The organism is Denitrificimonas caeni DSM 24390 (assembly GCF_000421765.1).
GTDB lineage: Bacteria > Pseudomonadota > Gammaproteobacteria > Pseudomonadales > Pseudomonadaceae > Denitrificimonas > Denitrificimonas caeni.
This window is the reverse complement of sequence record NZ_ATXQ01000009.1, coordinates 1-14826: the sequence shown is the minus strand read 5'-3', so window position 1 is coordinate 14826 and position 14826 is coordinate 1. Positions and strand designations below refer to the sequence as shown.

The window sequence follows — 14826 nt, the reverse complement described above, 5'->3', positions numbered from 1 at the left end:
CTTGAGGTTTTTTGCTTTTCACGATAGCTACGAGGCTTTCATGCTCCCAGACTCCTTCTTCAACCGTCCCGCCCTCGAACTGGCTCCTGACCTACTCTGCAAGGTGATTCGCTATCGCAATAACGGTGTCTGGCTCAGTGCGCGAATTATTGAGACGGAAGCTTATCTGCTCACCGATAAAGGCAGTCATGCCTCGCTCGGCTATACCGAGAAGCGTCAAGCGTTATTTGCCGATGGCGGCACCATCTATATGTACTATTCACGCGGTGGTGATTCAGTGAATTTTAGCGCTAAGGGCGAGGGTAATGCCGTGTTGATTAAATCCGCTTATCCCTTTTTTGATGCGCTGTCGCCTGAGTCTACTTTAAGCATTCTGCAAGCCAATAACCCCGATCGCCAAGGCCAGCCACGGCCGGTGCAAAAACTCTGCAGTGGCCAAACTTTGTTGTGTAAAAGCTTAGGTTTGAAAGTGCCTGATTGGGATAATCAGCGCTTTGATGCCGAGCGTTTTTACGTTGAAGATTGCGGCTTGCTAGTGCAAGACATTATTCAAACCACACGCTTAGGGATCAGCAAAGGCCGTGATGAGCATTTGCTTTATCGTTTTGTCGATGCCAAGTACGCCGCCTACTGCACGAAAAATCCATTACGCCGTGGCCAAATAGAAGGGCAGGATTTTTTCCGGCTCACTGCAGGTCAGCGACCTGTTTAGCTTCGCTATTGCTGAGTACATGCGCCGCTAAGGTGCGAATTGAACCCAGTTGCTGGCTGATCAATAGCAGCTGCGTTTGCAATAGGCGCAAGGTGTCGTCTTCCTCTTCCGGTAAATCGCGCAAGCGATAGGATTGCTGCTGCTCGGCATCGCTCTGCACGTCAATCGGCTCGCGTTTAATCAGCTTTTGGGCGATTTGCTCGAGGCTGTCGGCCAACAGTTGCGCTTCTTGATTGAGTACTAGATAGGTTGGCGCATGCGCTAGTTTTTCACGGTGCGCACCCAGTGCTGAGATGTAGCTGAGCAGCGTGTGCGAAAGCAGTAAAAAGCGAAAACCAATATCAGTTTGCCGACGAAAATGACCCGGCTCTTTGAGCATATTGGTTAAGGTGCTGGATAACGCCGCATCGGCATTGTGCGCATCGCGACGCGCTACCCGATATGCCATATCGTCAGTTTTACCTTGGGTGTATTCCTGCATGATTTGTTTCAGGTAGCGGCCGTTGTTGCGCAGGGTTTGCGCGAGCACCACGTTTAGGCGACGACCTTGCCAATCTGGCAGGATAAAAAATACTGCAAGCCCTGCAATCGCGCTACCAATTAAGGTGTCAGTTAAACGCGGTAAGAATAAGTTGTAGCCATCGCCCACTTGGTTAAAGCAGAACAGCACCATCAAGGTGATAAATGCGGTGGAGATTTTATAGTGGCTGGTGCGTGTCGCGAAGTAGACCACGCCGGCAGCAACCGCAATCAGCGATTGCACCCACAGTTCTGGGAACAGCTCAAATAAGACCCAGCTGGCGGCTAATCCTAAAATTGTGCCGGCAATTCGCTCAACTAAACGGTTACGTGTTGCGCCATAATTTGGACGACAAACAAACAGTGTGGTCAATAAAATCCAGTAACCTTGGCTCACATGCATGAGTTGCATTACGCCATAACAAACCGCTACCGCAATACTTAAACGCAGTGCATGACGAAACAATAATGAGTGAATACTGAAGTGTTGACTGATGCGCTCGAAAGCTTCTTTAAAGGTCTTTGGGTCGCGGTCAAAAATTGTATTGTCTTGAGTTAAGGCCAGCGCATCAGGGTTGGCTGCATCGCGCAGTAAGTGATCGAGGGTGCTGAGGTTGTTGGCGAGGGCGCGCAGTGAGCGCAGTAAATCACGCCATTCAGGATTGTTTTGCTGTTTGAGATAGGCAATCGCCGCTTGTAAATCTTCCAGTGCAGCGCTGTGTCCGCCGCCGTAATCAAAAGGTTGGCGCAGTTCAATGGCTTTAGCCAGCGCTTTACAGCCATCACCTTGCTGGCGCAATAAACGTAAGCAACGAAACAATACATCACTGTGGAAAAAAGCTTCTGACAGTTTTTGATAAGGGTAGTGTGATGAGCTGGCGCGCTCATGGATGTCTTGTGCCAGAAAATACAGTTTTAAATAACGATTGATTTTGCTGTTACTGCGCCCACCAACGCGATGCAAAATAATCGCTTTAGTGTCATTTAGCGCGGCCACTACGCGGCTATTTTGGTTGGCTAAGGCCAAGCGCTGACTTTCGATATCTGCGTTACGAATCGGCTCAAACAGCGCTGATTTGGCTTTTAAATAGTGGCATTGTTCGCGAAATAAGCGCGCCAAGCTGTGTTGTAACGGCTGCTGAGAAAACAACCCATACCATGCGACCGAGAGCACGCCATAAATCGCCGCGCCAATCACTAAGTACATTGGTTGTTGCCAGATTGGCGCCAGAGCGTCGCGGCTTTGCTCTAAGCCAATCATGGTGTAAATCGCTAGGATTAAAGTGGCGTAAGCAACCGTTGCGTAGCGCTCGCCGAGCGCGCCGAGCATGATCAAACAGAAAGTGGCTGCGCATAAAGCGCTAATAAATAACCACGGATAGGGATGCAGCAGTTCGACCGCCATGGCGGTAAAGAAGAAACAAATCAGGGTCACGCATAATGAAAATAAACGGCCTTGCCAACTGTCATCGGATTCGGCTAAGGCACTGGCAATCACCCCGAGAAATAAGGGTGTGAGCAATTCCATTTGGCCGCTATACCAACACCAAGTCATGCTGCCGGTGAGTGCAATAAAGAAACGTAAGCTCGGGCCGAATCGCTCCAGCGCCCATAAGCGCCGTAGCGAGTGACTAAAAGAGATTGAACTCATGGATGATCCTTGTGCCAGGCAGGGGTTGGCAATATTCGTAAAACAAGGTTTTAGGCTGGCACAAGATGGGCTAAACGGCAAGACACATGCTGCTTAAGCAGACTGACGCCAGAGATTCTGATCTTGCAGTGTGCGAGTCGATACGTAGCGCGATTCACCGTCAATCGTTTCCAACTCTGTGGTGCCGCCAAGCTGGTCAATAATTCGATAGCGGTTACCGTCACGCGTATCTTCAAGCGGGTAAAGAAGACAAATTTGTTCAGCCAATTCACTCAAGGTAGACATCATGCAACTCCATATTTGCGGTGACAACTTTGTAGCGGGTTTGAGTTACAAAATGATGAACAGTTCAGCCTGATTGCCAAAAGGTGGGTGGATTGCTCGCCTAATCACAGCGTATCTCGTCATAAAGCTCGATAATGCGTAGATTTATTCTATATCAACTTTTATTGATATAGCTGTTGCGAAGCGTGCTTGCTACGACTAAACTGCGCAACCTATGAGTACAGCCACGCCATTACCAACATTCAGTCCGACAGACGCCCTAGCAGCTTTTTGTAAAGCCGCTGGCGAGCCCTTGCGCCTGAATATTTTGCGTGCGCTGAGCAATGACTCCTTTGGTGTTTTAGAGCTGGCGCATATTTTTGCAACCGGCCAGTCAGGCATCAGCCACCACTTAAAGGTGCTGACTCAAGCAGGCTTGGTCACCTCGCGACGTGAAGGCAATGCGATTTTTTATCGTCGCAGCTTGCCGCAACAGCAAAGCTCAGATGAGTTATTGCATAACGCTTTACTGAGCAGCCTTGACGAATTACCCATGCCGGCTGATGTGGCACTGCGTATTAAACATGTGCACGCTCAGCGTGCGGAAGCCAGCCAAGAGTTTTTTGAGCGCATGGCCGGTGATTTTCAAAGCCGCCAAGATTTAATTGCCGGCTTGCCGCAGTTTCGCGACAGCCTCTTAGCTTTATTAGATTCATTGACCTTTGCCAAAGAGGCCACTGCGATTGAAGTCGGCCCAGGTGATGGTGGTTTTCTCGCAGAATTATCCAGCCGTTTTCAGCAGGTGCGGGCTTTAGATAACAGCCCGCAAATGCTCGAACTGGCACGACAAACCTGCACTAAGCATGGTTTGCACAATGTGCAATTACAATTGGCAGATGCGTTGCATGATGACGTCGCTGCTGCAGATTGTGTGGTGGTCAATATGGTCTTGCACCATTTTGCTGTACCGGCAGATGCCTTGTGCCAATTGGCACGTCTGCTGAAACCGGGCGGCAGTTTATTGATCACTGAGTTATGCCGACACGACCAAGATTGGGCCAAGCAGGCCTGCGGCGATCTATGGTTAGGTTTTGATCAGGACGAACTGGCCCAGTGGGCCGATGCCGCAGGACTAATACCCAGTGAAAGTCTTTACTTGGGTTTAAAAAACGGCTTTCAAATTCAGCTACGGCATTTTGCCAAGCCGGATTCACGAAGCACCCTCACGCACCGGTAGTTAAAGGAACCGACATGAGCGAATACTCGATTTTTACCTCTGAATCCGTATCTGAAGGCCATCCCGACAAGATTGCGGATCAAATTTCTGATGCAGTGTTAGACGCCATCATCACTGAAGACAAACAAGCACGTGTGGCCTGCGAAACATTGGTGAAAACCGGTGTGGCGATTGTTGCTGGCGAAATCACCACCAATGCGTGGATCGATTTAGAGCAACTGGTCCGCGATGTGATCATCGATATCGGTTACAACAGTTCAGACGTCGGTTATGACGGCGCAACCTGCGGCATTATCAATATTATTGGTAAGCAATCTGCAGAAATCGCCCAAGGTGTTGATCGCGTTAGCCCAGAAGATCAGGGTGCCGGTGACCAAGGTTTAATGTTTGGTTATGCCAGCAATGAAACCGACGTACTGATGCCTGCACCTATTACTTTTGCTCACCGCTTAATGGAGCGCCAAGCTGAAGCGCGTAAAACTGGCGTGCTGCCTTGGTTACGTCCTGATGCAAAAAGCCAAGTCACCTGTCGTTATGAAAACGGCAAGGTTGCTGGCATTGATGCAGTGGTACTGTCGACTCAACATAATCCAGACGTATCGCAAAAAGATTTAGAAGAAGCAGTGATGGAGCTGATTGTTAAGCACACGCTTCCTGCGGAATTACTGCACAAAGACACCCAGTACCACATCAACCCAACCGGTAAGTTTGTTATCGGTGGCCCAGTCGGTGACTGCGGCTTAACCGGTCGTAAAATTATCGTCGATACCTACGGCGGTATGGCGCGTCACGGTGGTGGTGCGTTCTCTGGTAAAGATCCATCCAAAGTTGACCGCAGTGCGGCGTACGCTGGCCGTTATGTAGCGAAAAATATCGTTGCTGCTGGTCTTGCTGAGCGTTGTGAGATTCAGGTTTCCTATGCGATTGGTGTCGCGCAGCCGACTTCGATTTCTTTGAATACCTTCGGTACCGGCAAGATCAGCGATGAGAAAATCATCAAGCTGGTGCGCGATGTATTTGACCTGCGTCCTTATGCGATCACTAAAATGCTCGACTTGCTGCACCCGATGTATCAAGCCACTGCGTCTTACGGTCACTTTGGTCGCACGCCCTATGAAATGACTGTCGGTGATGACACTTTCACCGCCTTTACTTGGGAGAAAACAGACCGTGCTGAAGCATTGCGCGCTTCTGCTGGCCTGTAAAACCCTGAAAACAACAGCTTTTCGCGTGGCGTAAGGCTGTTGTTGCGGTATTGCTGACTCTCGCAAAGCTATCCTGTTCTGCGCCAAAACCTCATTTGCACCCTATACCCGCGCTCTCTAGCACTTTTTCCTGCTGTCTTTAATGCCGCCTTCTTGGTGGTTATCCGCTATAATCTCGCCTTTGCTTAACTACAAACGTTGCCCCCTACGCTTAGGTGGGCGAAAATAGCCGTCTTTATTTTATTTTTAGCTTCAGGAGATTTAGTAATGCCCAGCCGTCGTGAGCGAGCCAATGCCATTCGCGCCCTCAGCATGGATGCTGTGCAAAAAGCCAACAGTGGCCACCCGGGTGCCCCGATGGGCATGGCGGATATCGCCGAAGTTCTGTGGCGTGATCATCTGAAGCACAATCCAAAAAATCCACAATGGTTAGACCGCGACCGCTTTGTCCTGTCTAACGGCCACGGCTCAATGCTGCTGTATTCGCTGCTGCATCTGACCGGTTATGACGTTAATTTGGATGATTTAAAAAACTTCCGTCAATTGCACAGCCGCACCCCAGGTCACCCTGAGTACGGTTACACCGCTGGTGTTGAAACCACCACTGGCCCACTCGGTCAGGGTTTAGCCAATGCGGTGGGTTTTGCTTTAGCAGAAAAAGTCATGGCGGCGCAGTTCAACCGTCCACAGCATGACATCGTTGATCACCAAACCTACGTGTTCTTGGGTGATGGCTGCTTAATGGAAGGAATCTCCCATGAAGTCTGCTCATTGGCCGGCACCTTAGGCCTGAACAAACTGACTGCATTCTATGATGACAATGGTATTTCCATTGATGGTCAGGTGCAGGGCTGGTTCAGTGATGACACCCCACGTCGTTTTGAAGCCTACGGCTGGCACGTGATCCGTAATGTTGACGGTCATGATGCTAACGAAATTGAAGTAGCGATTGAAGCGGCTCGCGAAAGCGATAAGCCAACATTAATTTGCTGCAAAACCGTAATTGGTTTTGGCTCACCGAATCGTGGTGGTAAAGAAACCAGCCATGGTGCGCCTTTAGGTGCTGATGAAATCGCCTTAACTCGCGCCGAATTAAACTGGCCGCACGGTCCGTTTGAAATCCCCGCGGATATCTACGAAGAGTGGAATGCCGATGAAGCGGGCGCGAAAGCCGAAGCTGAGTGGGACGCACGTTTTGCCGCTTATGCTGCTGAGTTCCCAGAACTGGCGGCTGAGTTTAAGCGCCGTATGGCCGGTGACTTACCTGCAGACTTTGCTGAGAAAGCAGCGCAGTACATTGCTGAAGTTGCCGCTAAAGGCGCAAGCATTGCCAGCCGTAAAGCTAGCCAAGACAGCTTGAATGCTTATGGTCCATTACTGCCTGAGTTACTCGGTGGTTCCGCTGACTTAGCCGGTTCTAACCTAACCCTGTGGAGCGGTTGCAAAGGCGTTTCGGATGTCGATGCTTCAGGCAACTACGTATTCTACGGTGTGCGTGAGTTTGGTATGAGCGCCATTATGAATGGCGTGGCATTGCATGGCGGTTTGATTCCTTACGGCGCAACCTTCCTTATGTTTATGGAATACGCGCGCAACGCTGTACGCATGTCAGCGTTGATGAAGCAGCGTGTGCTCTATGTCTTTACCCATGACTCCATTGGTTTGGGTGAAGATGGCCCAACCCACCAGCCGATTGAGCAGCTCACCAGCCTGCGTACCACGCCGAATCTTGATACCTGGCGTCCATGTGATGCGGTGGAGTCTGCCGTGTCTTGGAAGTACGCTCTGCAGCGTAAACATGGTCCAAGCGCACTGATTTTCAGTCGTCAAAACCTTGATCACCAAGAGCGTAGCGCAGCACAAATTGCTGATATCGAGCGCGGTGGTTATATCCTCAAAGATTGCGCAGGCGAGCCTGAGTTGATCTTGATTTCGACCGGTTCAGAAGTGGGCTTGGCGGTTAATGCCTATAACGCGCTGACTGAACAAGGCCATAAAGTGCGTGTCGTATCCATGCCGTGCACCAGCGTGTTTGATGCGCAAGATGCCGAGTACAAACAAGCAGTATTGCCGATCGAAGTCGGTGCGCGGATTGCCATTGAAGCGGCGCATGCCGACTTCTGGTACAAATACGTGGGTCTTGATGGCCGCGTGATTGGCATGACCACTTACGGTGAGTCGGCTCCAGCCAATCAGCTGTTTGAGATGTTTGGCTTCTCGCTGAATGACGTACTCAACGTTGCTGCTGAGTTGTTGGACGACGAGTAAACACTGCTAGCGTCAATATGTACCGCGTAGAGTTTCGTACTGTGCGCGGTATCTTTCTGTAAAGCTTTCGCGAAAGGATCATCATGTCAGCACGCCCATTTCGAGTTGCACTAAATGGTTACGGCCGTATCGGTCGTTGCGTGTTGCGTGCATTAAGCGAGCGCAAAGATAAAACCAACTTTGAAATCATCGCGCTCAATGACATTGCTGATCAAGCCAGTATTGAGTACCTGACCCGCTTCGACTCCACCCACGGACGTTTCCCCGGTGAAGTGCGTGTGGATGGCGATTGTCTGCACATTGATGGCGTTTGCGTCAAAGTGCTCTGTGCCGAAACGCCAGAAGAGATTGATTGGGTCGCATTGGATATTGATTTGCTTCTTGAATGCTCGGGGCAATACACCACGCGAGCCGATGCTCAGCGTTTTCTTGATGCCGGCGTGCCACGTGTACTGCTCTCGCAGCCGATGGAAAGCGCTCAAGATGTGGATGCCACCATCGTGTATGGCGTCAATCATGCATCCTTAAACGGCAGCGAACAGATAGTTTCCAATGCCTCTTGCACCACCAATTGCGGTGTGCCTTTGCTGCAATTACTGGAAAATAGCGTGGGGATTGAGCATGCCTTTATCACCACCATTCACTCGGCGATGAATGATCAGCCGGTGATTGATGCCTATCACCACAAAGATTTGCGCCGTACTCGTTCTGCGTTCCAGTCAGTGATTCCTGTTTCTACCGGCTTGGCACGTGGTATCGAGCGTTTATTGCCGCAGTTGAACGGTAAAATTCAAGCCAAAGCGATGCGCGTCCCTACGGTTAACGTGTCCTGCTTAGATATTACTGTGCAAACCCAGCGCGACACTGACACGGCAGAAATCAATCAACTGTTTCAGCAAGCCGCTGCCCAAGGTGCGTTGCACGGCTTGCTTGATTACACTGAATTACCGCACGCCAGCTGCGACTTTAACCACGACCCACATTCGGCTATTTTCGATGCCAGCCAAACACGGATGAGTGGCCCGCGCATGCTCAATTTTGTCGCTTGGTTCGACAACGAATGGGGCTTTGCCAATCGCATGCTGGATGTTGCTGAACACTTTTTAAACGTTGCCTGTACCACTAACCGCTCAGTAAAGGACTGAATTCCATGACAGTGTTAAATATGACTGACCTTGATCTCACCAACCAACGCGTATTGATTCGTGAAGATCTCAACGTGCCAGTAAAAGACGGTGTTGTGCAAAGTGATGCACGGATTGTAGCGGCCTTGCCGACCATCCGTTTGGCCTTGGAAAAAGGCGCGGCAGTTATGGTTTGCTCACACCTTGGCCGTCCTGATGAAGGGCAGTTTAGTGAAGAGAACAGCTTGGCCCCGGTGGCTGCTTACTTAAGTAAAGCACTGGGTCGCGAAGTACCACTGGTACGCGATTACCTGAATGGCGTTGAAGTGGCTCCAGGCGAAATCGTGCTGCTAGAAAACGTTCGCTTTAACAGCGGCGAAAAGAAAAACACCGATGAGTTAGCCAAGCAATACGCTGCACTCTGTGATGTTTTTGTCATGGACGCTTTTGGTACCGCGCACCGCGCCCAGGGTTCAACCCATGGTGTGGCTAAGTTTGCTAAAGTCGCTTGCGCAGGTCCGTTGTTATCGGCAGAGCTTGCCGCACTGGGTAAAGCACTCGGCGCACCGACCAAACCCATGGCCGCGATTGTTGCGGGTTCAAAAGTTTCAACCAAACTGGATGTACTGACCAGCTTGGCTGATCTGTGTGACCAACTGATTGTTGGCGGTGGTATCGCTAACACCTTCTTGGCAGCCGCTGGTTTCCCAGTCGGTAAGTCTTTGTACGAAGCGGATTTAATTGATACGGCGAAAGCCATTGCAGCGAAAGTCAGCGTGCCTTTGCCAGTCGACGTCGTCGTCGCCAAAGCCTTTGCTGCCGATGCAGAAGCCACAGTTAAAGCCGTCGCTGATGTGGCTGAAGACGATATGATCCTGGATATCGGTCCAGAAACCGCCAAGCAGTTTGCCGAGTTATTGAAAAACTCAAAAACCATCCTGTGGAATGGTCCAGTCGGTGTGTTTGAGTTTGATCAGTTTGCCAATGGCACAAAAGTGCTGGCGCAAGCGATTGCTGATAGCGACGCATTCTCAATTGCAGGCGGTGGTGATACGCTGGCAGCCATTGATAAGTACAATGTGGCTGAGAAGATTTCGTACATCTCCACCGGTGGTGGTGCCTTCCTTGAGTTTGTGGAAGGCAAAGTCTTACCAGCTGTGGCTATTTTAGAAGAACGCGCAAAAGCCTAAAACGGCCTATTGTCTGCGTTGACGATTAATTACCGACTCACTTAGGGTGGGTCGGATCGATTTTAATGACCTTGCGGGGAAATAATTATGGCTCTTATTAGCATGCGTCAAATGCTGGATCACGCTGCCGAGTTTGGCTACGGCGTTCCAGCCTTTAACGTCAATAACCTAGAACAAATGCGCGCCATCATGGAAGCAGCGGATAAAACCGACTCACCAGTGATCGTGCAAGCCTCGGCTGGCGCACGTAAATATGCCGGTGCACCTTTCTTGCGTCACCTGATTTTAGCGGCGATCGAAGAATTCCCACACATTCCGGTGTGTATGCACCAAGACCACGGCACCAGCCCAGATGTGTGCCAGCGCTCCATCCAGTTGGGCTTCTCATCAGTAATGATGGACGGCTCACTCGGTGAAGACGGCAAAACGCCTATGGACTACGACTACAACGTTGACGTCACCCGTCGCACTGTTGCCTTAGCACACGCTTGTGGTGTCTCGGTTGAAGGTGAACTGGGCTGCTTAGGCAGTTTAGAAACCGGAATGGCCGGCGAAGAAGACGGCATCGGCGCAGAAGGCGTATTGGATATGGAGCAAATGCTCACTGATCCAGAAGAAGCCGCTGATTTTGTTAAGCAAACCAAAGTGGATGCCTTAGCCATCGCTATTGGTACCAGTCACGGTGCCTACAAATTCACTAAGCCACCCACCGGCGACACCTTAGCGATTGAGCGCATTAAAGAAATCCACAAACGTATTCCTGATACGCACTTGGTGATGCACGGCTCCAGTTCTGTGCCACAAGAATGGTTGGAAATCATCAACCAGTACGGCGGCGACATTAAAGAAACCTACGGCGTACCTGTTGAAGAAATCGTTGAAGGTATTAAGTACGGCGTGCGTAAGGTCAACATTGATACTGACCTGCGTTTAGCCTCAACCGGTGCCATGCGTCGCCACATGGCGCTGAACCCAAGCGAGTTTGATCCACGTAAGTTCTTCGCAGAAACCGTGGTGGCGATGCGTGATATCTGTATCGCTCGTTACGAAGCTTTCGGCACTGCCGGCAACGCCTCAAAAATCAAGCCGATTTCCTTAGAGAAAATGTATCAGCGTTACGCCAGCGGCGAGCTGTATAAAAACATTAAGTAAGTTAAGCGCACGACACAAACCCGCCTGCTTGGTAAAAAAAGCAGGCGGGTTTTTTATTGGCTGCAGATTGTCACTTAGCGCTATGTTGGTCTGTAGTGCGTTTTTTTGTGTCGATGACATCAATATGTCAGCTTTATATGTCGAGATTATTGCTTTTTATCGACATATAAACTGGTCATGTCGAAATTATGCTGTTTAATCGACATATAAATGGCATATGTCGATACGGTGTACATGTCATACTTTTATGTCGAAATTTCACGGCTTTATCGACCAATCTAATTATCATGTCGAAATTGTTGTGTTTTATCGACATAATATCTGCTTGGTCAATTGCTAGCTTTGATTAGGATTTCACCCATGAATTGGTGCGCCGATACACCTTATAACCAGCTCCCACTGTTACCTCCAGTGAGTGAACAGATTGAAACTGTCGCTATTTTAAAAGCCTGTATAAAAGCGCGTGCTGCGCTGGCTGAATTAAAACAGGCGGGTGAACTGTTGCCCAATCAAGGGTTGTTGATTAATTTGCTCCCTTTATTGGAAGCAAAAGACAGTTCTGAAATTGAAAATATTGTCACAACAACAGATAAGTTATTTCAGTTTTCAGATGATGAGCAGAATGCTGACCCAGCCACCAAAGAGGCGTTGCGCTATCGAACGGCGCTACGAGAAGGCTTTATTGACCTGCGTCGGCGGCCATTGTGCACGAATACAGCAATTGAAGTATGTAGTGCATTAAAAGGCTCGCCTATGGATATCCGCCGTATTCCAGGTACGACTATTGGTAACCAAGCGACAGGAGAAGCAATTTATACTCCGCCTATTGGAGAGCCCGTTATCCGTGATTTGTTGAGTAATTGGGAACAGTTTCTCCATGCCGAAGATGATCTTGATCCCTTAATTAAGATGGCCATCAGTCATTACCAGTTTGAAGCCATCCACCCTTTTTTTGATGGTAATGGACGAACCGGACGCATCCTCAATGTGCTGTACCTGATTGACAGAGAATTGTTGACCTTGCCAATCTTGTACTTGAGTCGCTATATCGTACAAAACAAAGCAGATTACTATCGCTTGCTTAACGAGGTCACAAGCCAAGGTAATTGGAAAGAGTGGATTCTGTATGTGCTCAAAGGTGTCGAGGAAACCTCACGCTGGACACATCAAAAAATAGTCGCTGTGCGTGAGTTGATGGAAAACACCACAGCTTACATTAAGCAAGAGCTGCCGAAAATTTACAGCCATGAATTGGTACAAGTATTGTTCGAGCAACCCTATTGCCGTATTGCTAATTTGACTGATAAAAATATCGTACAAAGACAAACGGCATCGAGCTATTTAAAGCAGTTGGCTGATATCGGCGTTGTTACTGAAGTGACAACAGGCAAAGAAAAACTCTTTGTTCATACCAAACTCATGCGATTGATGGCGCAGGACGGTAATCAAATACAGCCTTATGCACTAATATCTTAAAACATCAGACCTTTAATGTTAGAGCGCGCATAGGGATAAAACTCTGCATTTAATATTGCGCTGTTTTATGATGACTGCATTGATTATGAGTGGAGGTTGCTATGCAAGGTCATCCGGAAGTTGTTGCGTGTTTAGTCGAACTGTTGCGTGGTGAGTTAGCCGCGCGAGATCAGTACTTTGTCCATTCGCGTTACTACGAGGACTTCGGCTTAACCCAGCTCTACACCCGCATCAATCATGAGATGGAAGAAGAAACCCAGCACGCAGATGATATTTTGCGTCGCATTCTGTTTCTTGAAGGCACCCCAGACATGCGTCCGCACGCTTTTGAGTACGGAAAAACCGTATCCGAGATGCTGCGTAAAGATTTAGCTGTGGAATACAGTGTGCAAAAGAACCTCACCGAAGCCATGGCATTGTGCGAAAAACACAATGATTACGTCTCGCGCGACATGTTGTTATCGCAACTGCGCGACACCGAAGAAGACCACACCTACTGGTTAGAAAAGCAATTGCGCTTAATCGAAATGCTCGGTTTAGAAAACTACCTGCAGTCGCAGATTTAAGCACAACGTTTTTACTATACAGCGCGGCGACTCGGAATAGGCTTCGAGTACGCCGCATGTATCTAAGCCGAAACACCGCGCTGCCGATCTTCTACGCTTGGCACTTAGCCGCATATAAAAGCACGACGTTTAGCCTACGTTTTTTCTGTTTTAAATAAACCTCTTGGTGTAACAACATTGCTGTCTTGAAGGCTGGCTGTTTGCACAGCCTATTTCTGCAATACATAATTTTATGCACACTTTCCTGCTGAACTCGGCATGCCTATTTAAATAGCCTTGTTTAAAAATCAAAGGGTTATGCTTTATATATGGGAGTTAGCAGGCATCAAAAGGTGCACAAGTGAGTATGCTCGTTTCCCCTCTGCAGATTCAATTGCACATCTGCTAAAAGCTGAGTATAAACAATGACATATTTTAAATTTATGCAAGTTGGTGTGATCGCAAAACGAGCATGCCTACTAATAAGCTGTTATGTGTACAGCAGCTTCCCAACAGCAAGGATGTCTAAATGAAAATTAAAGAACTAATAAATAAATTGCAGCAATTTGACCCTGAACAGTCTATTACATGTTATTCAGAAGATGAGGGTCTGAAATCTATTCAGGGGCCTATCCAAATATTTGAAGTTTTAAGTGTTTCTGAGGTCGATGCACAAGCTAGTCGTCTCAATGATGATGCAGGCAAACCATGGTTGAAATTTGGAAAAACTAGCAACTCATCAAAATTCGTGCTTCTAGAAATAACATCAGATATATAAAACGCTAAAAGTACACATAACAAGAAGCAGCAATCTGACTCCGTAAGCTGTCATGCTTTTTGTTCCAAAAAGCCCGCCAACTCACTGCGCAGTTGTGCTAGGCGTTATGCAGCATTGTGGAACTGAGGGTTTATCTATGAAAAGCGCTAAGGCCGATGCGGCTCTTTATCTGTTAACAGGACTTCTTCAGCGTCTTAATGCTGAGCGTCCAGGCATGCTTCAGGAAATGATCGCGGGCGTTGAGGGTGATCGGGCAGCACTGCCAGACAACATAGAGAAAAGAGAGCATGTGGAGAAGATTTTTGACGAGGCTTTGGAATTACTAACCCGTGCAAATACTGCATAACAAGGCGCTAAAGCTTCGGACGCAGCAAGCTGCGCCGCTTAGCTTGGCGTGTGTGCCGGGCATGGCACTTAACTAGCGAGGTGCAAGTCCTCGTACCAGGTATTCGCAGAGCCGAAGGTTAGCGAAAGGACAAGGGCGTTGTCGCGAGGCAGGGTCTGAAGGAAGTCCAACGCGAAATCGCGGGGCGATGAACAAGAACTCAATATGAGGTGTGACATATTCGGGGCCAGCGGGCACGTGACCGCTAAGCCCTCCATCTGCAACTGGAATATGTTTTATAAATTGAGCGTCTACGCGAGGAAAGTTAAGTGTCTTACCCCGGGAGGTCTGCAGTGTGTTGAAGGATCAACTGACAATGG

The 14826-nt window shown here is 48.9% G+C and carries 13 protein-coding genes; 11 read left to right on the top strand and 2 right to left on the bottom strand.

Features of this window, described 5'->3' with window-relative positions; all coding sequences use genetic code 11:
- The first annotated feature begins 40 nt into the window (after nt 1-40).
- Entirely contained in the window at nt 41-712 is a 672-nt protein-coding gene (locus H591_RS0112165) for a DNA-3-methyladenine glycosylase (RefSeq protein ID WP_022967238.1), read from the top strand.
- On the opposite strand, the gene yccS is transcribed toward H591_RS0112165, so the two are convergent.
- Nucleotides 687-2882, bottom strand: a complete 2196-nt coding sequence (yccS, locus tag H591_RS0112160; RefSeq protein WP_022967237.1) for a YccS family putative transporter — start codon at nt 2880-2882, stop codon at nt 687-689. The two genes, H591_RS0112165 and yccS, sit on opposite strands and share 26 nt — an antisense overlap.
- Nucleotides 2883-2975: 93 nt before the next feature.
- Nucleotides 2976-3167 carry a hypothetical protein gene (locus H591_RS0112150; protein ID WP_022967235.1) on the bottom strand — a complete coding sequence of 64 codons (192 nt, stop codon included), beginning with the start codon at nt 3165-3167 and terminating at the stop codon, nt 2976-2978.
- Between the two features lie 214 nt (nt 3168-3381).
- Between H591_RS0112150 and H591_RS0112145 the strand changes: the two genes are divergently transcribed.
- From H591_RS0112145 to H591_RS15415, 10 genes are all read left to right on the top strand, one after another.
- Nucleotides 3382-4383: an ArsR/SmtB family transcription factor gene (locus tag H591_RS0112145; RefSeq protein WP_022967234.1), complete on the top strand. Its 1002-nt coding sequence runs from the start codon at nt 3382-3384 to the stop codon at nt 4381-4383.
- 14 nt (nt 4384-4397) lie between these two features.
- Complete coding sequence (metK, locus tag H591_RS0112140; RefSeq protein WP_022967233.1) at nt 4398-5588, top strand: methionine adenosyltransferase; 1191 nt, start codon at nt 4398-4400, stop codon at nt 5586-5588.
- Between the two features lie 267 nt (nt 5589-5855).
- A complete protein-coding gene (gene tkt / locus H591_RS0112135; RefSeq protein WP_022967232.1) occupies nt 5856-7856 on the top strand; it encodes a transketolase in 2001 nt (666 codons plus the stop codon).
- An 83-nt stretch (nt 7857-7939) separates the two neighbouring features.
- Nucleotides 7940-9001 carry an erythrose-4-phosphate dehydrogenase gene (epd, locus tag H591_RS0112130; RefSeq protein ID WP_022967231.1) on the top strand — a complete coding sequence of 354 codons (1062 nt, stop codon included), beginning with the start codon at nt 7940-7942 and terminating at the stop codon, nt 8999-9001.
- Between the two features lie 5 nt (nt 9002-9006).
- Nucleotides 9007-10170 (top strand): phosphoglycerate kinase, encoded by a 1164-nt coding sequence (locus tag H591_RS0112125; protein ID WP_022967230.1) that lies wholly within the window; start codon nt 9007-9009, stop codon nt 10168-10170.
- Between the two features lie 87 nt (nt 10171-10257).
- A complete protein-coding gene (gene fba / locus H591_RS0112120; protein WP_022967229.1) occupies nt 10258-11322 on the top strand; it encodes a class II fructose-bisphosphate aldolase in 1065 nt (354 codons plus the stop codon).
- Nucleotides 11323-11682: 360 nt separating this feature from the next.
- Nucleotides 11683-12798: a protein adenylyltransferase Fic gene (gene fic, locus H591_RS0112115; protein ID WP_022967228.1), complete on the top strand. Its 1116-nt coding sequence runs from the start codon at nt 11683-11685 to the stop codon at nt 12796-12798.
- Between the two features lie 101 nt (nt 12799-12899).
- Nucleotides 12900-13364 (top strand): bacterioferritin, encoded by a 465-nt coding sequence (bfr, locus tag H591_RS0112110; RefSeq protein ID WP_022967227.1) that lies wholly within the window; start codon nt 12900-12902, stop codon nt 13362-13364.
- A gap of 508 nt (nt 13365-13872) precedes the next feature.
- Nucleotides 13873-14121 (top strand): hypothetical protein, encoded by a 249-nt coding sequence (locus H591_RS0112105; RefSeq protein ID WP_022967226.1) that lies wholly within the window; start codon nt 13873-13875, stop codon nt 14119-14121.
- Nucleotides 14122-14257: 136 nt separating this feature from the next.
- A complete protein-coding gene (locus tag H591_RS15415; protein WP_022967225.1) occupies nt 14258-14467 on the top strand; it encodes a hypothetical protein in 210 nt (69 codons plus the stop codon).
- Nucleotides 14468-14826 lie beyond the last annotated feature (359 nt).

Excerpts from the sequence above, each read along its gene's own strand:
- H591_RS0112165 (WP_022967238.1), top strand. The coding sequence starts at position 41 with ATGCTCCCAGACTCCTTCTTCAACCGTCCCGCCCTCGAACTGGCTCCT.
- yccS (WP_022967237.1), bottom strand. The coding sequence starts at position 2,882 with ATGAGTTCAATCTCTTTTAGTCACTCGCTACGGCGCTTATGGGCGCTG.
- H591_RS0112150 (WP_022967235.1), bottom strand. The coding sequence starts at position 3,167 with ATGTCTACCTTGAGTGAATTGGCTGAACAAATTTGTCTTCTTTACCCG.
- H591_RS0112145 (WP_022967234.1), top strand. The coding sequence starts at position 3,382 with ATGAGTACAGCCACGCCATTACCAACATTCAGTCCGACAGACGCCCTA.
- metK (WP_022967233.1), top strand. The coding sequence starts at position 4,398 with ATGAGCGAATACTCGATTTTTACCTCTGAATCCGTATCTGAAGGCCAT.
- tkt (WP_022967232.1), top strand. The coding sequence starts at position 5,856 with ATGCCCAGCCGTCGTGAGCGAGCCAATGCCATTCGCGCCCTCAGCATG.
- epd (WP_022967231.1), top strand. The coding sequence starts at position 7,940 with ATGTCAGCACGCCCATTTCGAGTTGCACTAAATGGTTACGGCCGTATC.
- H591_RS0112125 (WP_022967230.1), top strand. The coding sequence starts at position 9,007 with ATGACAGTGTTAAATATGACTGACCTTGATCTCACCAACCAACGCGTA.
- fba (WP_022967229.1), top strand. The coding sequence starts at position 10,258 with ATGGCTCTTATTAGCATGCGTCAAATGCTGGATCACGCTGCCGAGTTT.
- fic (WP_022967228.1), top strand. The coding sequence starts at position 11,683 with ATGAATTGGTGCGCCGATACACCTTATAACCAGCTCCCACTGTTACCT.
- bfr (WP_022967227.1), top strand. The coding sequence starts at position 12,900 with ATGCAAGGTCATCCGGAAGTTGTTGCGTGTTTAGTCGAACTGTTGCGT.
- H591_RS0112105 (WP_022967226.1), top strand. The coding sequence starts at position 13,873 with ATGAAAATTAAAGAACTAATAAATAAATTGCAGCAATTTGACCCTGAA.
- H591_RS15415 (WP_022967225.1), top strand. The coding sequence starts at position 14,258 with ATGAAAAGCGCTAAGGCCGATGCGGCTCTTTATCTGTTAACAGGACTT.